This window comes from Enterobacter cloacae complex sp. 372C4 (assembly GCF_050030615.1).
GTDB lineage: Bacteria > Pseudomonadota > Gammaproteobacteria > Enterobacterales > Enterobacteriaceae > Enterobacter > Enterobacter intestinihominis.
Genome location: NZ_JBLGUQ010000001.1, coordinates 2243162 through 2265184, shown reverse-complemented (window position 1 = coordinate 2265184; position 22023 = coordinate 2243162). Strand labels below are relative to the sequence as shown.

General features: G+C 56.2%; 17 protein-coding genes, 3 rRNA genes and 1 riboswitch. Of the genes, 9 read left to right on the top strand and 11 right to left on the bottom strand.

Annotated elements, in window-relative coordinates; translation table 11 throughout:
- Nucleotides 1-18: 18 nt before the first annotated feature.
- The 5 genes from aceB to ACQG11_RS10890 form a co-directional block, all read right to left on the bottom strand.
- Nucleotides 19-1620, bottom strand: a complete 1602-nt coding sequence (aceB, locus tag ACQG11_RS10910; RefSeq protein WP_023299079.1) for a malate synthase A — start codon at nucleotides 1618-1620, stop codon at nucleotides 19-21.
- A gap of 270 nt (nucleotides 1621-1890) precedes the next feature.
- Nucleotides 1891-2820 carry a homoserine O-acetyltransferase MetA gene (gene metA, locus ACQG11_RS10905; protein WP_022646716.1) on the bottom strand — a complete coding sequence of 310 codons (930 nt, stop codon included), beginning with the start codon at nucleotides 2818-2820 and terminating at the stop codon, nucleotides 1891-1893.
- Nucleotides 2821-3038: 218 nt separating this feature from the next.
- A 5S ribosomal RNA gene (gene rrf, locus ACQG11_RS10900) occupies nucleotides 3039-3154 on the bottom strand.
- A 69-nt stretch (nucleotides 3155-3223) separates the two neighbouring features.
- Nucleotides 3224-6129, bottom strand: a 23S ribosomal RNA gene (locus ACQG11_RS10895).
- Between the two features lie 208 nt (nucleotides 6130-6337).
- Nucleotides 6338-7879, bottom strand: a 16S ribosomal RNA gene (locus tag ACQG11_RS10890).
- The 16S, 23S and 5S rRNA genes sit together here, the layout of an rRNA operon.
- Before the next feature lie 560 nt (nucleotides 7880-8439).
- On the opposite strand from ACQG11_RS10890, the gene purH reads away from it, so the two are divergent.
- Nucleotides 8440-10029, top strand: a complete 1590-nt coding sequence (purH, locus tag ACQG11_RS10885; protein ID WP_426728362.1) for a bifunctional phosphoribosylaminoimidazolecarboxamide formyltransferase/IMP cyclohydrolase — start codon at nucleotides 8440-8442, stop codon at nucleotides 10027-10029.
- Nucleotides 10030-10044: 15 nt separating this feature from the next.
- Nucleotides 10045-11337 carry a phosphoribosylamine--glycine ligase gene (gene purD, locus ACQG11_RS10880; protein ID WP_426728361.1) on the top strand — a complete coding sequence of 431 codons (1293 nt, stop codon included), beginning with the start codon at nucleotides 10045-10047 and terminating at the stop codon, nucleotides 11335-11337.
- Nucleotides 11338-11384: 47 nt separating this feature from the next.
- Here the strand turns inward: purD and ACQG11_RS10875 are convergent, their stop codons facing one another.
- From ACQG11_RS10875 to nudC, 6 genes are all read right to left on the bottom strand, one after another.
- Nucleotides 11385-12077, bottom strand: coding sequence for a DUF1481 domain-containing protein (locus tag ACQG11_RS10875; protein ID WP_022646713.1), 693 nt, complete (start codon nucleotides 12075-12077; stop codon nucleotides 11385-11387).
- Between the two features lie 11 nt (nucleotides 12078-12088).
- Complete coding sequence (hupA, locus tag ACQG11_RS10870; RefSeq protein ID WP_002445246.1) at nucleotides 12089-12361, bottom strand: nucleoid-associated protein HU-alpha; 273 nt, start codon at nucleotides 12359-12361, stop codon at nucleotides 12089-12091.
- 186 nt (nucleotides 12362-12547) lie between these two features.
- Entirely contained in the window at nucleotides 12548-13138 is a 591-nt protein-coding gene (locus ACQG11_RS10865) for a YjaG family protein (protein WP_022646712.1), read from the bottom strand.
- Nucleotides 13139-13179: 41 nt separating this feature from the next.
- Nucleotides 13180-13851 carry a deoxyribonuclease V gene (gene nfi / locus ACQG11_RS10860; protein WP_003862312.1) on the bottom strand — a complete coding sequence of 224 codons (672 nt, stop codon included), beginning with the start codon at nucleotides 13849-13851 and terminating at the stop codon, nucleotides 13180-13182.
- Nucleotides 13852-13860: 9 nt separating this feature from the next.
- Nucleotides 13861-14925: a uroporphyrinogen decarboxylase gene (hemE, locus tag ACQG11_RS10855; RefSeq protein WP_180243906.1), complete on the bottom strand. Its 1065-nt coding sequence runs from the start codon at nucleotides 14923-14925 to the stop codon at nucleotides 13861-13863.
- A gap of 38 nt (nucleotides 14926-14963) precedes the next feature.
- Complete coding sequence (nudC, locus tag ACQG11_RS10850) at nucleotides 14964-15737, bottom strand: NAD(+) diphosphatase (RefSeq protein ID WP_022646710.1); 774 nt, start codon at nucleotides 15735-15737, stop codon at nucleotides 14964-14966.
- Between the two features lie 95 nt (nucleotides 15738-15832).
- On the opposite strand from nudC, the gene ACQG11_RS10845 reads away from it, so the two are divergent.
- From ACQG11_RS10845 to thiH, 7 genes are all read left to right on the top strand, one after another.
- Nucleotides 15833-16330, top strand: coding sequence for an Rsd/AlgQ family anti-sigma factor (locus ACQG11_RS10845; RefSeq protein WP_022646709.1), 498 nt, complete (start codon nucleotides 15833-15835; stop codon nucleotides 16328-16330).
- Between the two features lie 54 nt (nucleotides 16331-16384).
- A riboswitch (TPP riboswitch) is annotated at nucleotides 16385-16494 on the top strand.
- 78 nt (nucleotides 16495-16572) lie between these two features.
- Nucleotides 16573-18468, top strand: coding sequence for a phosphomethylpyrimidine synthase ThiC (thiC, locus tag ACQG11_RS10840; protein WP_193543906.1), 1896 nt, complete (start codon nucleotides 16573-16575; stop codon nucleotides 18466-18468).
- Entirely contained in the window at nucleotides 18468-19109 is a 642-nt protein-coding gene (gene thiE, locus ACQG11_RS10835; protein ID WP_063854389.1) for a thiamine phosphate synthase, read from the top strand. The genes thiC and thiE overlap by 1 nt, the downstream gene beginning before the upstream one ends.
- A complete protein-coding gene (gene thiF / locus ACQG11_RS10830) occupies nucleotides 19096-19851 on the top strand; it encodes a thiazole biosynthesis adenylyltransferase ThiF (protein WP_023299072.1) in 756 nt (251 codons plus the stop codon). The genes thiE and thiF overlap by 14 nt, the downstream gene beginning before the upstream one ends.
- The gene (gene thiS, locus ACQG11_RS10825; protein WP_032626499.1) at nucleotides 19835-20035 is read left to right on the top strand and encodes a sulfur carrier protein ThiS; all 201 of its coding nucleotides are present in this window, start codon (nucleotides 19835-19837) and stop codon (nucleotides 20033-20035) included. The genes thiF and thiS overlap by 17 nt, the downstream gene beginning before the upstream one ends.
- A gap of 1 nt (nucleotide 20036) precedes the next feature.
- Nucleotides 20037-20804 (top strand): thiazole synthase, encoded by a 768-nt coding sequence (thiG, locus tag ACQG11_RS10820; RefSeq protein ID WP_022646705.1) that lies wholly within the window; start codon nucleotides 20037-20039, stop codon nucleotides 20802-20804.
- Nucleotides 20804-21937: a 2-iminoacetate synthase ThiH gene (thiH, locus tag ACQG11_RS10815; RefSeq protein ID WP_022646704.1), complete on the top strand. Its 1134-nt coding sequence runs from the start codon at nucleotides 20804-20806 to the stop codon at nucleotides 21935-21937. Before thiG ends, thiH begins: the two co-directional genes overlap by 1 nt.
- The last annotated feature ends 86 nt before the right edge of the window (nucleotides 21938-22023 follow it).

The following is a 22023-nucleotide window of genomic DNA, read 5'->3' as shown; positions in this document are numbered from 1 at the left end:
ATATTGTTATGTGGTGAATTACGCCAGGAAGCGGTAGCCCGGCAGGGTCAGGAAGTCGATTAAGTCATCAGAGGTGGTGATTTGCTCCATCAGGCGCGCAGCGTCATTAAAACGCCCGCTGCTGAAGCGGTGCTCGCCCAGTTCGTCCTGGATGACCCGCATCTCTTCGGCCAGCATCTGACGGAACAGGGCTTTGGTGACCGGTTTGCCGTTGCTGAGCGTTTTTTGATGATGGATCCACTGCCAGATGGAGGTACGTGAAATTTCCGCCGTGGCGGCATCTTCCATCAGACCGTAGATCGGCACGCAGCCGTTGCCGGAGATCCATGCCTCGATGTACTGCACGGCGACGCGAATATTGGCGCGCATGCCCTCTTCCGTACGCTCGCCCGCACACGGCGCAAGCAACTGTTCTTCTGCGATTGGCGCATCGTCTTCACGGGTGACAAACAGCTGGTTTTTGTTGTCGCCGAGTACGCGGTTGAAGACCTCCATCGCCGTGTCGGCCAGACCGGGGTGGGCAATCCACGTCCCGTCGTGGCCGTTACGGGCTTCCAGCTCTTTATCGGCTTTCACCTTGTTGAGCACCTGGTTGTTACGCTCTGCGTCTTTGCTCGGGATAAACGCCGCCATGCCGCCCATCGCAAAGGCGCCGCGTTTGTGGCAGGTCTTAATCAGCAGGCGCGAGTAGGCGCTGAGGAACGGTTTATCCATGGTCACAACCTGACGATCCGGCAATACCCGGTCGGCATGGTTTTTCAGGGTTTTGATGTAGCTGAAGATGTAATCCCAGCGGCCGCAGTTCAGGCCCACAATATGGTCACGCAGCGCATGGAGGATCTCATGCATCTGGAATACGGCTGGCAGGGTTTCAATCAGCAGCGTGGCCTTAATGGTGCCGCGCGGCAGGCTGAAGCGGTCTTCTGCGTAGCTGAAGACTTCACTCCACCACGCCGCTTCCTGCCAGGACTGGGTTTTCGGCAGATAGAAATAGGGGCCGCTGCCTTTCGCCAGCAGGTTCTTATGGTTGTGGAAGAAGTACAGCGCAAAGTCGAACAGGCTGCCCGGAATGGCTTCTCCGCGCCAGGTGACGTGTTTTTCAGGCAAATGCAGACCGCGTACGCGGCAGATCAGCACCGCCGGATTCGGTTTGAGCTGGTAAATTTTACCGGCTTCGTTGGTATAGCTGATGGTGCCGTTGACGGCGTCGCGCAGGTTGATCTGCCCGTCGATAACTTTCTGCCAGTCCGGCGCGAGGGAATCTTCGAAGTCCGCCATAAATACTTTGACGTTGGCATTCATGGCGTTAATCACCATTTTGCGCTCTACCGGGCCGGTGATCTCTACGCGACGATCCTGTAAATCTTCAGGGATTCCGCGAATTTTCCATTCACCATGACGAATGGAAGCGGTTTCCGAAATAAACCCTGGCAACTTGCCGTTATCGATCTCTTGCTGTTGATGAATGCGTGCCGCCAGCAGTTTATTACGCTGTGGCGTAAAGCGAGTCACCAGTTCAGTCAGAAACTCTACCGCTTCTGCCGTCAAAACTTGCTGTTCTTGCTCACCATTCGGCTGGGTAAAGGTCAGTTCATCGACCGTTGTTGCCTGTTGAGTCATCGTTCTGCTCCTCATCAAAGATCCAAAATCACGCCCCCGATGCGAGCGAAAGATCGTTGTGTAGTTTTCGCTCAGCAGAATTAAGACTATCTATAATTTTTCCAAAATCAAAAACAATTTCCATTTTAATTCATATCCAATCACAACTATATGATTAATATGGGATTAAAGTTTTTCACGATGTTGAGTTGGTTTTCGGAAATAAAAAAGGCACCCGAAGGTGCCTGATGTGAATAGCTGAAACGCTTTAGGATCGTTTAATGCAGACGATTACTCCAGCGTCGGATTCATGTGGCGCAGATCGTACGGCGTAATCTGGTAGACGTAATAGTTGAGCCAGTTAGTGAACAGCAGATTTCCGTGACTACGCCAGGTTGCCCGAGGCGTGTTTTGCGGATCGTTTTTCGGGAAATAGTTGTACGGGACATCCGGATTCAGACCCGCTTCAACGTCACGAAAATACTCTGACGCGAGGGTATGCGGATCGTACTCAGGATGGCCGGTAACGAACGCGATGCGTTTGTCTTTACTGGCGAACAGGTAGGCATCGCCGTCTTCCGTTTCGGCCAGGATTTCCAGGTCGGTATAATCGCGGATCAGCTGTGCCGGAAAATCGGCGTAGCGAGAATGCGGAGCCAGGAAAGTGTCATCGAAACCACGCGTCAGCAGCGCATGCGGGTGAAGAATGTGGTGTTCGTATACGCCAGAAAGTTTGTCGCTGCGGGTTTGCTTGGGAATGCCATAGAGGATATTCAGCGCGGCCTGTACCGCCCAACAGACAAATAAGGTGGACGTGACGTGATCTTTTGCCCACTCCAGCACCTGCCTGATTTGTGGCCAGTAGGCAACGTCATTAAATTCCACCAGACCCAGCGGTGCGCCGGTGACGATCAGTCCATCGAAATTCTCATCGCGAATATCTTCAAAATTACAGTAGAAGTTATTCAGATGCTCAGCAGGCGTGTTGCGTGACTCACGGGCGTCAATGCGCAGCAGCTGGATATCAACCTGAAGCGGAGAGTTGGAGAGCAAACGCAGGAACTGGTTCTCCGTTTCGATCTTTTTTGGCATCAGATTGAGAATAAGCACCTTCAGCGGGCGAATTTCCTGACCTGTCGCACGCGAAGCCGTCATGACGAAGACATTCTCTTCACGCAAGAAATTGACGGCTGGTAGCTCGTCCTGCACCCGAATCGGCATAACCTTAAATCCTCACAGCATACGTATAAACGTTTAGACATCCAGACAGCTAACGATACCCAGAAACGGGCTTAATGTCGAGTCTGCAAGCGAAAGGTGAGAAAGTTTCAAGGAGGGAAAGCATGTAGGGCGGGTAAGGTGGGGCCACCACCCGACTTTTCAGAACGCATAAAGCAAAAAACCCCGCACCTTCCGGTACGGGGTTCTTTCTGATTGATGCCTGGCAGTTCCCTACTCTCACATGGGGAGACCCCACACTACCATCGGCGCTACGGCGTTTCACTTCTGAGTTCGGCATGGGGTCAGGTGGGACCACCGCGCTAAAGCCGCCAGGCAAATTCTGTTAATCTGTATCAGGCTGAAAATCGTGTCTGTCTCTTCGCCGAAACAGCTTCGGCGTTGTAAGGTTAAGCCTCACGGTTCATTAGTATCGGTTAGCTCAACGCATCGCTGCGCTTACACACCCGACCTATCAACGTCGTAGTCTTCAACGTTCCTTCAGGAGACTTAAAGTCTCAGGGAGAACTCATCTCGGGGCAAGTTTCGTGCTTAGATGCTTTCAGCACTTATCTTTTCCGCATTTAGCTACCGGGCAGTGCCATTGGCATGACAACCCGAACACCAGTGATGCGTCCACTCCGGTCCTCTCGTACTAGGAGCAGCCCCCCTCAATTCTCCAGCGCCCACGGCAGATAGGGACCGAACTGTCTCACGACGTTCTAAACCCAGCTCGCGTACCACTTTAAATGGCGAACAGCCATACCCTTGGGACCTACTTCAGCCCCAGGATGTGATGAGCCGACATCGAGGTGCCAAACACCGCCGTCGATATGAACTCTTGGGCGGTATCAGCCTGTTATCCCCGGAGTACCTTTTATCCGTTGAGCGATGGCCCTTCCATTCAGAACCACCGGATCACTATGACCTGCTTTCGCACCTGCTCGCGCCGTCACGCTCGCAGTCAAGCTGGCTTATGCCATTGCACTAACCTCCTGATGTCCGACCAGGATTAGCCAACCTTCGTGCTCCTCCGTTACTCTTTGGGAGGAGACCGCCCCAGTCAAACTACCCACCAGACACTGTCCGCAACCCGGATTACGGGTCTACGTTAGAACACCAGCCATTAAAGGGTGGTATTTCAAGGTTGGCTCCACGCAGACTGGCGTCCACGCTTCAAAGCCTCCCACCTATCCTACACATCAAGGACCAGTGTTCAGTGTCAAGCTATAGTAAAGGTTCACGGGGTCTTTCCGTCTTGCCGCGGGTACACTGCATCTTCACAGCGAGTTCAATTTCACTGAGTCTCGGGTGGAGACAGCCTGGCCATCATTACGCCATTCGTGCAGGTCGGAACTTACCCGACAAGGAATTTCGCTACCTTAGGACCGTTATAGTTACGGCCGCCGTTTACCGGGGCTTCGATCAAGAGCTTCGCGTTGCCGCTAACCCCATCAATTAACCTTCCGGCACCGGGCAGGCGTCACACCGTATACGTCCACTTTCGTGTTTGCACAGTGCTGTGTTTTTAATAAACAGTTGCAGCCAGCTGGTATCTTCGACTGATTTCAGCTCCGCCCGCAGGGGCTTCACCTACATATCAGCGTGCCTTCTCCCGAAGTTACGGCACCATTTTGCCTAGTTCCTTCACCCGAGTTCTCTCAAGCGCCTTGGTATTCTCTACCTGACCACCTGTGTCGGTTTGGGGTACGATTTCGTGTTACCTGATGCTTAGAGGCTTTTCCTGGAAGCAGGGCATTTATCACTTCAGCACCGTAGTGCCTCGTCATCACACCTCAGCGTTAACAAGGTACCGGATTTACCTGGAACCTCCGCCTACATGCTTAAACCGGGACAACCGTCGCCCGGCTGACATAGCCTTCTCCGTCCCCCCTTCGCAGTAACACCAAGTACAGGAATATTAACCTGTTTCCCATCGACTACGCCTTTCGGCCTCGCCTTAGGGGTCGACTCACCCTGCCCCGATTAACGTTGGACAGGAACCCTTGGTCTTCCGGCGAGCGGGCTTTTCACCCGCTTTATCGTTACTTATGTCAGCATTCGCACTTCTGATACCTCCAGCACCCCTCACAGGACACCTTCAACGGCTTACAGAACGCTCCCCTACCCAACAACGCCTAAGCGTCGCTGCCGCAGCTTCGGTGCATGGTTTAGCCCCGTTACATCTTCCGCGCAGGCCGACTCGACCAGTGAGCTATTACGCTTTCTTTAAATGATGGCTGCTTCTAAGCCAACATCCTGGCTGTCTGTGCCTTCCCACATCGTTTCCCACTTAACCATGACTTTGGGACCTTAGCTGGCGGTCTGGGTTGTTTCCCTCTTCACGACGGACGTTAGCACCCGCCGTGTGTCTCCCGTGATAACATTCTTCGGTATTCGTAGTTTGCATCGGGTTGGTAAGCCGGGATGGCCCCCTAGCCGAAACAGTGCTCTACCCCCGAAGATGAGTTCACGAGGCGCTACCTAAATAGCTTTCGGGGAGAACCAGCTATCTCCCGGTTTGATTGGCCTTTCACCCCCAGCCACAGGTCATCCGCTAATTTTTCAACATTAGTCGGTTCGGTCCTCCAGTTAGTGTTACCCAACCTTCAACCTGCCCATGGCTAGATCACCGGGTTTCGGGTCTATACCCTGCAACTTAACGCCCAGTTAAGACTCGGTTTCCCTTCGGCTCCCCTATACGGTTAACCTTGCTACAGAATATAAGTCGCTGACCCATTATACAAAAGGTACGCAGTCACCCCATAAAGAGGCTCCCACTGCTTGTACGTACACGGTTTCAGGTTCTTTTTCACTCCCCTCGCCGGGGTTCTTTTCGCCTTTCCCTCACGGTACTGGTTCACTATCGGTCAGTCAGGAGTATTTAGCCTTGGAGGATGGTCCCCCCATATTCAGACAGGATACCACGTGTCCCGCCCTACTCTTCGAGTTCACAGCAAGTGTGCTTTCGTGTACGGGACTATCACCCTGTACCGTCGGACTTTCCAGACCGTTCCACTAACACACAAGCTGATTCAGACTCCGGGCTGCTCCCCGTTCGCTCGCCGCTACTGGGGGAATCTCGGTTGATTTCTTTTCCTCGGGGTACTTAGATGTTTCAGTTCCCCCGGTTCGCCTCGTTAACCTATGTATTCAGTTAACGATAGTGCAACGGATTGCACTGGGTTTCCCCATTCGGACATCGCCGGGTCAAAGGTTCATATCACCTCGCCGGCGCTTTTCGCAGATTAGCACGTCCTTCATCGCCTCTGACTGCCAGGGCATCCACCGTGTACGCTTAGTCGCTTAACCTCACAACCCGAAGATGTTTCTTTCGATTCACCATCGACTTGCGAAAATTTGAGAGACTCGAACACACATGAGCTGTGTGTCGTTTCAATTTTCAGCTTGATCCAGATTTTTAAAGAGCAAAACTTCTTAATGCACTCAAAAGTACATTCAGAAGTTCATCATTCATCAGACAATCTGTGTGGACACTACAAAGGCAGGTTCTTTAAGGTAAGGAGGTGATCCAACCGCAGGTTCCCCTACGGTTACCTTGTTACGACTTCACCCCAGTCATGAATCACAAAGTGGTAAGCGCCCTCCCGAAGGTTAAGCTACCTACTTCTTTTGCAACCCACTCCCATGGTGTGACGGGCGGTGTGTACAAGGCCCGGGAACGTATTCACCGTGGCATTCTGATCCACGATTACTAGCGATTCCGACTTCATGGAGTCGAGTTGCAGACTCCAATCCGGACTACGACGCACTTTATGAGGTCCGCTTGCTCTCGCGAGGTCGCTTCTCTTTGTATGCGCCATTGTAGCACGTGTGTAGCCCTACTCGTAAGGGCCATGATGACTTGACGTCATCCCCACCTTCCTCCAGTTTATCACTGGCAGTCTCCTTTGAGTTCCCGGCCTAACCGCTGGCAACAAAGGATAAGGGTTGCGCTCGTTGCGGGACTTAACCCAACATTTCACAACACGAGCTGACGACAGCCATGCAGCACCTGTCTCAGAGTTCCCGAAGGCACCAAAGCATCTCTGCTAAGTTCTCTGGATGTCAAGAGTAGGTAAGGTTCTTCGCGTTGCATCGAATTAAACCACATGCTCCACCGCTTGTGCGGGCCCCCGTCAATTCATTTGAGTTTTAACCTTGCGGCCGTACTCCCCAGGCGGTCGACTTAACGCGTTAGCTCCGGAAGCCACGCCTCAAGGGCACAACCTCCAAGTCGACATCGTTTACGGCGTGGACTACCAGGGTATCTAATCCTGTTTGCTCCCCACGCTTTCGCACCTGAGCGTCAGTCTTTGTCCAGGGGGCCGCCTTCGCCACCGGTATTCCTCCAGATCTCTACGCATTTCACCGCTACACCTGGAATTCTACCCCCCTCTACAAGACTCTAGCCTGCCAGTTTCGAATGCAGTTCCCAGGTTGAGCCCGGGGATTTCACATCCGACTTGACAGACCGCCTGCGTGCGCTTTACGCCCAGTAATTCCGATTAACGCTTGCACCCTCCGTATTACCGCGGCTGCTGGCACGGAGTTAGCCGGTGCTTCTTCTGCGGGTAACGTCAATCGACAGGGTTATTAACCCTGTCGCCTTCCTCCCCGCTGAAAGTACTTTACAACCCGAAGGCCTTCTTCATACACGCGGCATGGCTGCATCAGGCTTGCGCCCATTGTGCAATATTCCCCACTGCTGCCTCCCGTAGGAGTCTGGACCGTGTCTCAGTTCCAGTGTGGCTGGTCATCCTCTCAGACCAGCTAGGGATCGTCGCCTAGGTGAGCCGTTACCCCACCTACTAGCTAATCCCATCTGGGCACATCCGATGGCAAGAGGCCCGAAGGTCCCCCTCTTTGGTCTTGCGACGTTATGCGGTATTAGCTACCGTTTCCAGTAGTTATCCCCCTCCATCAGGCAGTTTCCCAGACATTACTCACCCGTCCGCCACTCGTCAGCGAAGCAGCAAGCTGCTTCCTGTTACCGTTCGACTTGCATGTGTTAGGCCTGCCGCCAGCGTTCAATCTGAGCCATGATCAAACTCTTCAATTTAAGTTTGATGCTCGTGAATTAAACTTCGTAATGAATTACGTATGTTCACTCAGAGACTTGGTATTCATTTTTCGTCCGAGGACGTTAAGAATCCATGTCACTTTGAGTGCCCACACAGATTGTCTGATAAATTGTTAAAGAGCAGTTGCGACGCGCTTCAGCGCTCTGTCGCGAGGTGGCGTATATTACGCTTTCCTCTTTCAGAGTCAACCCGTTATTTCAGGGTTTTTTCTCTTCAACCGACCGGGTAGTCTGTGAAGTGATTCACATCCGCCGTGTCGATGGAGGCGCATTATAGGGAGTTCTCCGCAGGCCGCAACCGCTAAATGACAGAAAAATGACTGACTGCTGCATTCCCCAGCAAAACCCCGCCTTATACCCTTTTACGCACAGAGTTATCCACAGCGCTTCGAAAAAGTGAAAATATGCGAGCGTTGCGCAAACGTTTTCGTTAAAATGCTCGCGCTTAACAAGGAGGCCTCGTCAGGTGTGTTAGATGAGTTTTTCGCTGGAAAATTCATCTAACGCTCTCTGTAATCGTGAAATCCAGGGGATTTACCATGCAACAACGTCGTCCAGTCCGCCGCGCTCTGCTCAGTGTTTCTGATAAAGCCGGTATCATCGAATTCGCTCAGGCACTTTCCGCACGCGGTGTGGAGCTGCTTTCTACAGGCGGTACCGCTCGCCTGTTAGCAGAGAAAGGTCTGCCGGTAACCGAAGTGTCCGACTACACCGGTTTCCCGGAAATGATGGATGGACGCGTCAAAACCCTGCACCCGAAAGTGCACGGCGGCATTCTGGGTCGTCGCGGTCAGGACGACGGCATTATGGAGCAGCACAATATTGCCCCCATCGACATGGTTGTCGTAAACCTCTATCCCTTCGCCCAGACCGTCGCCCGCGAAGGCTGTTCTCTGGAAGATGCCGTAGAGAACATTGATATCGGCGGCCCGACCATGGTGCGCTCCGCAGCCAAGAACCATAAAGATGTGGCCATCGTAGTGAAGAGCAGCGACTACAGCGCCATTATTAATGAGATGGACGCCAACGAAGGGTCCCTGACGCTTGATACGCGTTTCGACCTCGCCATCAAAGCCTTCGAACACACCGCCGCGTACGACAGCATGATCGCCAACTACTTCGGTAGCCTGGTTCCTGCCTACCACGGTGAAAGCAAAGATCCATCTGGTCGCTTCCCGCGCACCCTGAACCTGAACTTCATTAAGAAGCAGGATATGCGCTACGGCGAGAACAGCCACCAGCAGGCAGCCTTCTATATAGAAGAAGAGGTGAAAGAAGCCTCTGTTGCGACTGCTCAGCAGGTACAGGGCAAAGCCCTCTCTTATAACAACATTGCTGATACCGACGCCGCGCTGGAATGCGTGAAAGAGTTCAGCGAGCCGGCCTGCGTTATCGTCAAGCACGCCAACCCATGCGGCGTCGCAGTAAGCACCTCCATTATGGATGCCTACGATCGCGCCTACAAAACCGACCCGACCTCCGCGTTCGGCGGCATTATCGCCTTCAACCGCGAGCTGGATGCGGAAACCGCGCAGGCCATCATCTCCCGTCAGTTTGTCGAAGTGATCATCGCGCCATCCGCATCCGAAGAAGCGCTGAAAATCACCGCGGCGAAACAGAACGTGCGCGTGCTGGTTTGCGGTCAGTGGGCGGAACGCGTGCCGGGCCTGGACTTCAAGCGCGTGAACGGCGGTCTGCTGGTTCAGGATCGCGATTTGGGTATGGTGACAGAAGCCGACCTGCGCGTGGTGACCAAACGTCATCCGACCGAACAGGAGCTGCGCGACGCGCTGTTCTGCTGGAAAGTGGCGAAGTTCGTGAAGTCTAACGCCATTGTTTACGCCAAAGAGAACATGACCATCGGGATAGGCGCAGGCCAGATGAGCCGCGTTTACTCTGCGAAAATCGCGGGTATTAAAGCTGGTGACGAAGGTCTGGAAGTCAAAGGTTCCGCCATGGCCTCTGACGCCTTCTTCCCTTTCCGCGATGGTATCGATGCGGCCGCTGCTGTGGGCATCACCTGTGTGATCCAGCCTGGCGGTTCAATCCGTGATGACGAAGTGATTGCCGCTGCCGACGAACATGGCATCGCAATGATCTTTACCGACATGCGCCACTTCCGCCATTAATTTCCGGAGCAGAAAATGAAAGTATTAGTGATTGGTAATGGCGGGCGCGAGCACGCCCTGGCGTGGAAAGCAGCGCAGTCTCCGCAGGTTGAAACCGTCTTTGTGGCACCGGGTAACGCCGGTACCGCACTGGAGCCCGCGCTACAGAACGTCGCCATCGGCGTAACCGATATCCCGGCGCTGCTGAGCTTTGCCCGGAACGAGAATATCGATCTGACGATTGTGGGCCCGGAAGCGCCGCTGGTGATCGGCGTTGTAGATGCCTTCCGCGCCGCGGGCCTGAAAATTTTCGGCCCAACGGAAGGTGCCGCACAGCTGGAAGGTTCAAAAGCCTTCACCAAAGATTTCCTCGCGCGTCATAACATCCCGACGGCGGAATATCAGAACTTCACCGAGGTAGAGCCTGCTCTGGCTTACCTGCGCGAAAAAGGCGCACCGATTGTCATTAAGGCCGACGGCCTGGCCGCCGGGAAAGGCGTGATCGTGGCGATGACCCTTGAAGAAGCCGAAGCCGCCGTTCACGATATGCTGGCCGGCAACGCCTTTGGCGATGCGGGTCATCGCATCGTGATTGAAGAGTTCCTCGACGGCGAAGAGGCGAGCTTTATCGTGATGGTCGACGGCGAGCACGTTTTGCCGATGGCCACCAGCCAGGATCACAAGCGCGTAGGCAATGCCGACACGGGTCCAAACACCGGCGGGATGGGTGCTTACTCCCCTGCTCCGGTGGTCACTGACGAAGTACACCAGCGCACCATGGACCGCATCATCTGGCCAACCGTAAAAGGGATGGCGGCGGAAGGCAATACCTACACCGGTTTCCTCTACGCAGGCCTGATGATCGACAAGCAGGGTAACCCGAAGGTGATTGAATTCAACTGCCGCTTCGGCGATCCGGAAACTCAGCCGATCATGCTGCGCATGAAGTCCGATCTGGTTGATCTGTGTCTGGCGGCGTGCGAAGGCAAGCTGAATGAGAAAACTTCCGAGTGGGACGAGCGTGCCTCTTTAGGTGTGGTGATTGCTGCGGGTGGCTATCCGGGTAGCTACAACACCGGGGATGAGATCCACGGTCTGCCGCTGGAAGAGATTGACGGTGCGAAGGTGTTCCACGCCGGTACAAATCTCTCTGACGATGACCGCGTGCTCACTAATGGTGGACGCGTGCTGTGTGCGACCGCACTGGGTCATACCGTGGCAGAGGCGCAGAAGCGCGCCTATGCGTTGATGGCGGATATTCACTGGAACGGCAGCTTCAGCCGCCAGGATATCGGCTATCGTGCCATTGCGCGGGAGCAGGGGGAGTAATTTCCCCCTCACCCTAACCCTCTCCCTCAAGGGAGAGGGGACTTAAATCAAAAACTCTTTTCTGTCGGCTGCCAGGTGCAGAAATCTTCGTTCGCCACCAGCAACAGCTGAGAGCCTTCCGGCGCTTCCAGCCATGCCACACTCACCTCCACAGATGAATGCCGCTGACGACGCTGAATGTGTTCGGTTGCCCAGGATTCAAGCTCAGGCTTCACTGTCTGCCCTTCGCAGGTGGTCACCGTGCCGTCGGCATGCCAGCGCCCCTGGCGCAGCACCACGCGGCCCTGACGCAGCGCATCGCTGGTCTGGCGAAGTTGTTCAGCACGGTAGCGGTAGAGCGCGACCTGATCGCTGGAAAGCTGCTGTTTCAGTCCACTGACCTCATGCTGCATAAAGCTCAGCTCGCCGTGGTCGTCAAAACGCACCTTCACGTGTTCGGGAGTCTTACTGTAGATATTCAGTTCAATGAGCGACAGCGCATCGCCCTGCCAGCGGTATTCTGCGGTCGAGGTATTGCCGTTATGCCACGGACTGAACGCGGTAAGCATATGCACTTCATCGCTGGAATCTTTGCGCCAGATCCTGACCGCACCCTGGTTGTCAGCGTAGCCGCTGGCGGTAAACGGGGGGAGTGAGGAATCATGACTACAGGCAGACAGCAACAGTACGCCTGCCAGCGCGAGCGGTCCACGCCAGAATGACAAAAGGGGCGTTGCCGCCCCTTCGTTAAAACTGTTCACTGCCACGCGTCTTACTTAACTGCGTCTTTCAGTGCTTTACCAGAAACAAATGCCGGCACGTTAGCTGCGGCGATTTTGATTTCTTTACCGGTCTGCGGGTTGCGGCCAGTACGCTCAGCGCGGTGGTTCACTTTGAAGGTACCGAAACCAACCAGTTGTACAGCATCGCCTTCTTTCAGAGACTCAGTAATAGCAGCCAGGGTAGATTCCAGAGCAGCTTTAGCCTGCACTTTAGACAGATCAGCCTTGTCCGCAATTACATCAATCAGTTGAGTCTTGTTCATAAGTTATCCTTTCAATGTGTTTATCGCTTGCTAAGCATCGAGTGCGACGAAAATGCCAAAAAAGCACTCTCCTGCATACACGCACCGATAGCCACTTTTTTTCGCCCCCCAAATGTAGACCAGACGGGGGGCGAAAGGGAAGAGTCGAGGAGTGACAAAACAGGCGTTAAATCACGTTTTGTTGTCTCATTGGTTAAAAATTATACCAATATTGCTCTCGCCGGCCTCGCGCAGGTCCGCGCGCAGCCCTTTGATCAGCTCAATATCACGTTCTTCACACTCCGCCAGCAGACGGAAAATTTCCCACTGAATATCCCATTCCTGTTCAACCGCCGGGTTAGCACGCAGCTCTTCGTCGGTCATTTCACGGCCTTCCTGGGTCATTTCCAGCATCGCGACGGTGGTGATGGATGCCTTACTGACTTCAATGGCGTGCTCCAGGGTTTCACCGCTCAGACGGGAGTGGATCAGCTCGCTCAACGCCACACAGGCATCGATAGCCGGGTAGACGCCATACAGGTCGTAATCGTCCGCCGCAGGAATTGCCTCTTCCAGCTTTTCAAGCTGAGAGTCGAAGTTTACCTTTGCGTCTTTGACCGTCAGCGTCTCCCAGATCAAATCCAGAATACGTCGATAAATCTGGCCTTCGCCAAACTCCGTTTGCTTACAGAACGCGGCATAGTTGGGGTACATGCGCTCGCACAGGCAAGCCATAAACGTCACGTGCTGCCAGCTTTCCAGCTTCTCAAGGCGCAGATGAATCGGGTTTTGTAACATGATGATGTCTCGAATCGAAAATTAGCCGCAGTTTACCTGAATCACGGCTGAATTTCCTGCCAACGAATGAATGCCGGACGTGAAGAGGCAACGGCGTCAGCCCAGCGGGTAGGCTCAGGTAAGCGGTAGCCCTTCATACAGCGTTGCACCCACGCCAGGGCGCTGTCCATGCTGACCCGATGCCCGGTTGCGATAAACAGCGGATTGCAGCGCGCTTTACTGCGCCAGACCCACGCCAGCTGCTCGCCTTTATGGATAAGCGGCGCCAGCGCGCCCGGTTCGGCAGAGAGCGGCTCAAACGCGCCGCACAGGCGTTTTTTCGCCACGCCGATGGTCGGCACGTCTACCAGCAGACCAAAGTGGCTGGCAACGCCCAGGCGACGCGGATGGGAGATGCCGTGCCCATCCACAAACAGCAGATCGGGTTTTTGCGAGAGTTGCTCCCACGCGGCCAGCAGCGCGGGATATTCGCGGAAGGAGAGAAAGCCGGGGATATAGGGCATGGTGGTGGCGATACGCGCCACCTTGTACTCCACCAGCTCCAGCGACGGGTATTTCAGCACCACCATCGCCGCTCGCGTCACTTCACCGCCTTGCTCAAACCCGACATCCGCCCCGCCAATGTATCGCGGAGGGTCCGTATCCAGACGATCCTCGCGGATCACCGATGAAGCCAGTTCGATTTGCTGAGCGCGTAGCGACGCGAGATCCATAACCACTCCTTACTTGTGATACTGGGCAGAAAGCCGATGCACCGCCTCCACAAATACGCCAGCGTGTTCTGGCGGTACATCCTGATGAATACCGTGACCAAGGTTGAAGACGTGGCCTTCGCCCTGGCCGAAACCAGACAGTATAGTCGACACTTCTTCTTCGATACGGGCAGGCTGTGCATAGAGCATGGACGGGTCCATGTTGCCCTGGAGCGCCACTTTATCCCCCACGCGACGACGCGCATCGGCAATATCAGTGGTCCAGTCGAGGCCCAGCGCATCACAGCCGGTGGCCGCCATCGCTTCCAGCCACTGACCGCCGCCTTTCGTAAACAGCGTTACCGGCACGCGGCGGCCTTCGTTTTCACGCAGCAGACCATCGACAATTTTGTGCATGTAGTACAAGGAGAACTGCTGATAATCACGCCCGGTCAGCACGCCGCCCCAGGTGTCGAAAATCATCACCGACTGCGCGCCCGCTTTAATCTGCGCGTTGAGATAGAGCGAGACGCTCTTCGCCAGCTTGTCGAGCAGGGCATGCAGGGCCTGCGGCTCTGCGTACATCATCTTTTTGATGACGGTAAAGGCTTTGCTGCTGCCACCTTCCACCATGTAGGTTGCCAGCGTCCACGGACTACCGGAGAAGCCAATCAGCGGCACGTCGCCTTTGAGCTCGCGGCGGATGGTGCGCACGGCGTTCATCACATAGCCCAGCTCGCCTTCCGGATCGGGGATCGGCAGCTTATCAACGTCGGCTTTGCTTTTGATCGGTGAGGTAAAACGCGGCCCCTCGCCGGTTTCGAAATAGAGCCCAAGGCCCATCGCGTCCGGAATGGTAAGAATGTCCGAAAAAAGAATGGCGGCATCGAGCGGGAAGCGGCGCAGCGGCTGGAGCGTCACCTCACAGGCCAGTTCGGCGTTTTTGCACAGCGACATAAAATCGCCCGCCTGCGCACGCGTGGCTTTGTACTCAGGCAGATAGCGTCCCGCCTGGCGCATCATCCACACCGGGGTGACATCAACGGGCTGGCGCAGCAGCGCACGCAGATAACGATCGTTCTTCAGTTCGGTCATTTTGCAGTTCCTTATTGCGTCAGTCCGTCAGTGTAACACTACTCATACTCGGCCCGACACATTGCCACGGTATCTTCTATCAGGCGACGCGCCACCGTTCCCGGCGGGGGCAGCAGCGGTAAATCGTCGTAGCGATACCAGTTCGCCTCCAGCAGCTCTTTCTGATCGATAACAATCTCGCCGCTGTCGTATTCCGCCATAAACGCGGTCATCAGGGACATCGGGAACGGCCACGGCTGCGACGTCACATAGCGCAGGTTTTTCACCTTAATGCCGCTCTCCTCCATCACCTCGCGCGCCACCGCCTGTTCCAGCGTTTCGCCGACTTCCACGAACCCGGCGAGGACGGTGTGAATGCCGTTGCGATGGCGGGTATGCTGCGCCAGCAGGATGGAATCATCACGGCGGATGGCGACAATGATGCACGGTGCGATTTGCGGGTAGTAACGTTCACGGCAGTGACCGCAGAGCAGCGCCCATTCGGTTTTGCTCGGGTGCATGGTGTGGCCGCAGTAACCGCAGTATTTGTGCGAGCGGTAAAACTCCGCCAGCTGTACGCCGCGCCCCGCCAGCTGGAACAGGCCGACGTCCAGATCCAGCACCTGACGTACGGATCCCATATCCTGACGGCGCGCCTGTTGGATCAACCACACGGGATCGCCCTGCCACTCGCCGATCTTCAGCGCGGACTGGCCCACCAGATCGAACGTTTCCGCGGCACCGTAGGGCAACTCTCCTGAGGGCAGCCATAATTTTTGTTCGTGGCTGACGATCCACCAACCCAGATCTGATTTTTCAATAATACGATCCATATCTATTGCACTACCTTCGCTTCACTGACATGTTGTTAGCATTGTGGTTACATTTTGGATAAGCAGATCCCATTTTAAACCTTATGGAGTCGACCATGTTAAACCAGCTGGAAAGCCTGACTGAGCGCGTTGGAGGAAGTAACACCCTGGTGGATCGCTGGCTACATGTGCGCAAGCATCTCCTTGTGGCGTATTACAATCTGGTTGGTCTTAAGCCTGGCAAAGAATCCTTTATGCGACTCAATGAAAAAGCGCTGGACGACTTTTGTCAGAGCCTGGTCGACTACCTCTCCGACGGCCATTTCAACCTTTATGAACGCATTATCCGCGAAATGGAAGGGACAACGCCGTATTTAGCGGCCAGTAAACTCTGTCCGTTGCTTGAAGCCAACACCCAGCAGATCATGGACTACTACGATTCCACGCTGGAGAACGCTATCGATCACGATAACTATCTTGAGTTTCAGCAGGCGCTTTCCGACCTTGGCGAAGCACTGGAAGAGCGATTCACGCTGGAAGACAAGCTCATCGCCCTCGTGCTGGACAACAACCTGACTATCAGCTCCAGCGATAACGTTGCGCGCCCTGCTTGAGTTCTTAATCGTTAACGAGTAATTTACAACCATTCGCCCCTCTGCGGAGGGGGATTTTTCTTGTCGGAGTGCCCAGTGTGAAAGCACGGGCTGAGACCGTTAATTCGGGATCCGCGGAACCTGATCAGGTTAATACCTGCGAAGGGAACAAGAGTCACACTGCTGTTGTATCGCCTTCGGGCGATCTTCTCTTGCTTCATCCGTCGTCTGACAAGCCATGTCCTTCACATCTGGAATGAGCTATGTCTACAACAAAACTGACCCGCCGCGAACAGCGCGAACACGCACAACGCTTCATCGACACCCTGGAAGGCACCGCTTTCCCGAACTCAACGCGCATCTACATCACCGGTTCACAGGCCGATATCCGCGTGCCGATGCGCGAAATCCAGCTCAGCCCGACGCTTATCGGCGGCAGCAAAGAGAGCCCGCAGTTTGAAGACAACGAAGCCGTGCCGGTATACGACACCTCCGGCCCGTACGGCGATCCTTCTGTTGCTATCAACGTACAGCAGGGTCTGGCAAAACTGCGCCAGCCGTGGATTGACGCCCGTAACGACTGCGAAGAGCTGAGCGTGCGCAGCTCGGCGTATACCAACGCGCGCCTGGCCGACGACGGTCTGGACGCGCTGCGCTTTACCGGCCTGCTGACGCCGAAACGCGCTAAAGCGGGCAAATGCGTAACCCAGCTGCACTACGCGCGCCAGGGTATCGTCACGCCGGAGATGGAGTTCATCGCCATCCGCGAAAACATGGGCCGCGAGCGCATCCGCAGCGAAGTGCTGCGCCACCAGCATCCGGGTGAAGGGTTTGGCGCTCGCCTGCCGGAGAACATCACGCCGGAATTCGTGCGTGATGAAGTAGCCGCCGGGCGCGCGATTATTCCCGCCAACATCAACCACCCGGAATCCGAGCCGATGATTATCGGCCGCAACTTCCTGGTGAAGGTCAACGCCAACATCGGCAACTCTGCCGTCACCTCTTCCATCGAAGAAGAGGTGGAAAAGCTGGTCTGGTCGACGCGCTGGGGCGCGGACACGGTGATGGACCTCTCCACCGGCCGTTACATTCACGAAACCCGCGAATGGATCCTGCGTAACAGCCCGGTTCCGATTGGCACCGTCCCGATTTATCAGGCGCTGGAGAAAGTAAACGGTATCGCCGAAAACCTCACCTGGGAAGCGTTCCGCGACACGCTGCTGGAGCAGGCAGAACAGGGCGTAGACTACTTCACCATTCACGCGGGCGTGCTGCTGCGCTACGTGCCGATGACCGCGAAGCGTCTGACCGGTATCGTCTCACGCGGCGGTTCGATTATGGCGAAATGGTGCCTTTCCCATCATCAGGAAAACTTCCTCTACGAGCACTTCCGCGAAATCTGCGAGATCTGCGCCGCTTATGACGTTTCTCTGTCGCTGGGCGACGGCCTGCGTCCTGGCTCCATCCGTGACGCGAACGACGAGGCGCAGTTTGCCGAGCTGCACACGCTGGGCGAGCTGACCAAAATCGCCTGGGAGTACGATGTGCAGGTGATGATTGAAGGCCCGGGCCATGTGCCGATGCAGATGATCCGCCGCAACATGACCGAGGAGCTGGAGCACTGCCACGAAGCACCGTTCTACACCCTGGGGCCGTTGACCACCGATATTGCGCCGGGCTATGACCACTTCACTTCCGGGATCGGCGCGGCGATGATCGGCTGGTTCGGCTGCGCCATGCTCTGCTACGTGACGCCGAAAGAGCACCTCGGGCTGCCAAACAAAGAGGACGTGAAGCAGGGGCTGATCACCTACAAAATTGCCGCCCACGCGGCGGATCTGGCGAAAGGCCATCCGGGCGCGCAAATTCGCGACAACGCCATGTCCAAAGCGCGCTTTGAATTCCGCTGGGAAGACCAGTTCAACCTGGCGCTGGATCCGTTCACCGCCCGCGCCTACCACGACGAAACCCTGCCGCAGGAATCGGGCAAAGTCGCGCACTTCTGCTCCATGTGTGGGCCGAAGTTCTGCTCGATGAAAATCAGCCAGGAGGTACGCGATTACGCCGCCGCGCAGACCATTGAAGTCGGCATGGCAGACATGTCCGAAACCTTCCGCGCCAAAGGCGGCGAAATCTACCTCAAAAAGGAGGAGGCGTAATGTACCAGCCCGATTTCCCACCCGTCCCCTTCCGCTTAGGGCTTTACCCGGTGGTGGACAGCGTGGAGTGGATAGAGCGCTTGCTGGAGGCAGGCGTTCGCACCCTCCAGCTGCGCATCAAGGATAAACGCGACGAAGAGGTGGAGGCCGATGTGGCCGCCGCTATCGCGCTGGGACGTCGCTACCACGCCCGCCTGTTTATCAACGACTACTGGCGGCTGGCGGTTAAACACCAGGCGTATGGCGTGCATCTGGGACAGGAAGATCTGGAAACGACCGATCTCAACGCAATCCGTAACGCCGGTCTGCGGCTGGGCGTTTCCACCCACGATGATATGGAGATCGACGTGGCGCTGGCGGCCCGCCCCTCCTACATCGCCCTCGGCCACGTTTTCCCGACGCAAACCAAACAGATGCCGTCTGCCCCACAGGGTTTGGCTCAGCTGGCAGCCCACGTTAAGCGCCTTGCCGATTACCCCACCGTCGCCATCGGCGGGATCAGCCTTGAACGAGCGCCCGCCGTGCTGGAAACCGGCGTCGGCAGTATCGCCGTCGTCAGCGCTATCACCCAGGCCGCAGACTGGCAGGCCGCCACCGCACGGCTTTTACAACTGGCAGGAGCAGGCGATGAAAGATCGTGATTTTATGCGCTACAGCCGCCAGATCCTGCTGGAGGATATCGCCATTGACGGGCAGCAAAAGCTGCTCGCCAGCCGGGTACTGATTGTCGGTTTGGGTGGCTTGGGCGCGCCCGCCGCGCTGTATCTGGCCGGGGCGGGCGTGGGAACGCTGGTACTGGCCGATGACGATGAGGTACACCTCAGCAACCTGCAACGGCAAATCCTCTTCACGACAGAAGATGTTAACCAGCCTAAAGCACAGGTTACGCGCAAGCGGCTGAACCAGCTTAACCCCGATATTGAACTGGTGGCGCTCCAGACGCGGCTGAGCGGAGAAGATCTGCAACGCGAAGTTGCCCTTGCCGACGTGGTGCTGGACTGCACGGACAATATGGCGACGCGTCAGGCCATTAATGCGGCCTGTGTTGCACAGAACACGCCGCTGATCACCGCCAGCGCGGTCGGTTTCGGCGGGCAGATAATGGTGCTTACGCCGCCGTGGGCGCAGGGCTGCTACCGCTGCCTGTGGCCGGACGAGGCTGAACCGGAGCGTAACTGCCGCACGGCTGGCATTCTTGGGCCGGTGGTGGGCGTGATGGGTACCCTTCAGGCGCTGGAAGCCATCAAGTTGCTCAGCGGCATGGAAACAGAGCGCAACACGCTCCGGCTGTTCGACGCCCGTTCCAGCGGCTGGCGCCATCTGGCGTTAAACCGCGCCAATCGCTGCCCGGTATGCGGAGGCCGCGATGCGCATTCTGTTTAACGATGAGCCGATGACGTGCGACGACGATCTCACCGTTGCCGCCCTGCTCGACACGCTGCGCCAGCTGAAGCCGGGAACGGCGCTGGCGCTCAATCAACAGATCCTGCCGCGCGAGCGGTGGGAACATCAGCAGGTCATTGAAGGCGACCAGATCCTGCTGTTTCAGGTTATCGCAGGGGGCTGAGATGTTACGTATTGCCGACAAAGTCTTTGATTCACATCTGTTTACCGGAACCGGAAAATTCGCCTCCCCGCAGCTAATGGTGGATGCTATTCGTGAAAGCGGCAGCCAGCTGGTGACGCTGGCGATGAAGCGCGTGGATCTGCGTCAGCACAACGATGCCATACTTGCGCCGTTACTGGAGGCAGGCGTGACGCTCTTACCCAATACCTCCGGTGCGAAAACGGCCGAGGAAGCAATTTTCGCTGCGCATCTGGCCCGGGAAGCGCTCGGCACCTGCTGGCTGAAGCTGGAAATTCATCCGGACGCCCGCTGGCTGTTGCCCGATCCGATCGAAACCCTGAAAGCGGCAGAGACGCTGGTGCAGCAGGGATTCACCGTTCTGCCCTACTGTGGTGCCGATCCCGTGCTGTGTAAGCGTCTGGAAGAGGCCGGCTGCGCGGCCGTGATGCCGTTAGGGGCGCCCATTGGCTCCAACCAGGGACTGGAGACCCGCGCGATGCTGGAGATCATCATCGAGCAGGCGACCGTGCCCGTGGTGGTGGATGCGGGCATCGGCGTACCCAGTCATGCCGCGCAGGCGCTGGAGATGGGGGCCGATGCGGTGCTGGTCAATACCGCGATTGCGGTGGCCGACGACCCGGTGATGATGGCGCGTGCGTTCCGCCTTGCCGTGGAGTCCGGTCTGCTGGCACGACAGTCCGGCCCCGGCTCGCGCAGCTTTCAGGCGCAGGCCACCAGCCCGCTGACCGGTTTTCTGGAGGCACTCTGATGGCTACCTTTACCGATCGCTGGCGTCAGCTTAACTGGGACGATATTGCCTTACGCATCAACAGTAAAACCTCTGCGGACGTAGAGCGGGCATTAACAGCCCGGCATGTGACCCGCGAGGATTTGATGGCCCTGCTTTCTCCGGCAGCCAGCGCATACCTTGAACCGATGGCGCAGCGCGCGCAACGCCTTACCCGCCAGCGCTTTGGCAACACGGTGAGCTTTTACGTGCCGCTTTATCTCTCTAATCTGTGCGCCAACGACTGCACCTACTGTGGCTTCTCAATGAGCAACCGCATTAAGCGTAAAACGCTGGATGAGCATGAGATCGCCCGCGAGTGTGCGGCTATTCGTGAGATGGGTTTTGAACATCTCTTACTGGTGACGGGTGAACATCAGGGCAAAGTGGGGATGGACTATTTTCGCCAGCATCTTCCGGCCATCCGCCGCGAATTTGCCTCATTGCAAATGGAAGTGCAGCCTCTGTCGCAAGAGGAATATGCGGAACTGAAAACCCTTGGGCTGGACGGCGTCATGGTCTATCAGGAAACCTACCACGAGGCGACCTATGCCCGGCATCACCTGAAAGGGAAGAAGCAGGATTTCATCTTCCGGCTGGAAACGCCGGACAGGCTGGGGCGCGCCGGTATCGATAAAATTGGGCTGGGCGCGCTTATCGGTCTGTCCGACAGCTGGCGGGTTGACTGCTATATGGTGGCAGAGCATCTGCTGTGGCTACAGCAGTACTACTGGCAAAGCCGCTATTCCATCTCATTCCCACGGCTGCGTCCGTGTACGGGAGGCATTGAACCCGCCTCGCTGATGGATGAGCGCCAGCTGGTGCAAACCCTGTGCGCATTTCGCCTGTTCGCGCCGGAAGTGGAATTGTCGCTCTCCACGCGTGAATCCCCCGCGTTTCGCGACCGCGCGATCCCTCTGGCGATCAACAACGTCAGCGCCTTTTCCAAAACGCAGCCGGGCGGTTACGCAGACGATCGCCCGGAACTGGAACAGTTTGCACCGCACGACGGACGACGGCCCGACGCGGTGGCGGAAGCCCTGACTGCACAGGGGCTACAGCCCGTGTGGAAAGACTGGGACAGCTGGCTGGGAAGAGCTTCGCATTTGCGCTGAAACCGCCTGCAACAATGCGGAAAGGTTACGAGACGGCTCGTAAGATCAACGCCGGGCGATTGAGGAGATCTGCCCGGTTTTATTAG

What these genes read in the sequence shown, in the direction of transcription:
- aceB (WP_023299079.1), bottom strand. Translation starts at nt 1,620, where the DNA reads ATGACTCAACAGGCAACAACGGTCGATGAACTGACCTTTACCCAGCCG.
- metA (WP_022646716.1), bottom strand. Translation starts at nt 2,820, where the DNA reads ATGCCGATTCGGGTGCAGGACGAGCTACCAGCCGTCAATTTCTTGCGT.
- purH (WP_426728362.1), top strand. Translation starts at nt 8,440, where the DNA reads ATGCAACAACGTCGTCCAGTCCGCCGCGCTCTGCTCAGTGTTTCTGAT.
- purD (WP_426728361.1), top strand. Translation starts at nt 10,045, where the DNA reads ATGAAAGTATTAGTGATTGGTAATGGCGGGCGCGAGCACGCCCTGGCG.
- hupA (WP_002445246.1), bottom strand. Translation starts at nt 12,361, where the DNA reads ATGAACAAGACTCAACTGATTGATGTAATTGCGGACAAGGCTGATCTG.
- ACQG11_RS10865 (WP_022646712.1), bottom strand. Translation starts at nt 13,138, where the DNA reads ATGTTACAAAACCCGATTCATCTGCGCCTTGAGAAGCTGGAAAGCTGG.
- nfi (WP_003862312.1), bottom strand. Translation starts at nt 13,851, where the DNA reads ATGGATCTCGCGTCGCTACGCGCTCAGCAAATCGAACTGGCTTCATCG.
- hemE (WP_180243906.1), bottom strand. Translation starts at nt 14,925, where the DNA reads ATGACCGAACTGAAGAACGATCGTTATCTGCGTGCGCTGCTGCGCCAG.
- nudC (WP_022646710.1), bottom strand. Translation starts at nt 15,737, where the DNA reads ATGGATCGTATTATTGAAAAATCAGATCTGGGTTGGTGGATCGTCAGC.
- ACQG11_RS10845 (WP_022646709.1), top strand. Translation starts at nt 15,833, where the DNA reads ATGTTAAACCAGCTGGAAAGCCTGACTGAGCGCGTTGGAGGAAGTAAC.
- thiC (WP_193543906.1), top strand. Translation starts at nt 16,573, where the DNA reads ATGTCTACAACAAAACTGACCCGCCGCGAACAGCGCGAACACGCACAA.
- thiE (WP_063854389.1), top strand. Translation starts at nt 18,468, where the DNA reads ATGTACCAGCCCGATTTCCCACCCGTCCCCTTCCGCTTAGGGCTTTAC.
- thiF (WP_023299072.1), top strand. Translation starts at nt 19,096, where the DNA reads ATGAAAGATCGTGATTTTATGCGCTACAGCCGCCAGATCCTGCTGGAG.
- thiS (WP_032626499.1), top strand. Translation starts at nt 19,835, where the DNA reads ATGCGCATTCTGTTTAACGATGAGCCGATGACGTGCGACGACGATCTC.
- thiG (WP_022646705.1), top strand. Translation starts at nt 20,037, where the DNA reads ATGTTACGTATTGCCGACAAAGTCTTTGATTCACATCTGTTTACCGGA.
- thiH (WP_022646704.1), top strand. Translation starts at nt 20,804, where the DNA reads ATGGCTACCTTTACCGATCGCTGGCGTCAGCTTAACTGGGACGATATT.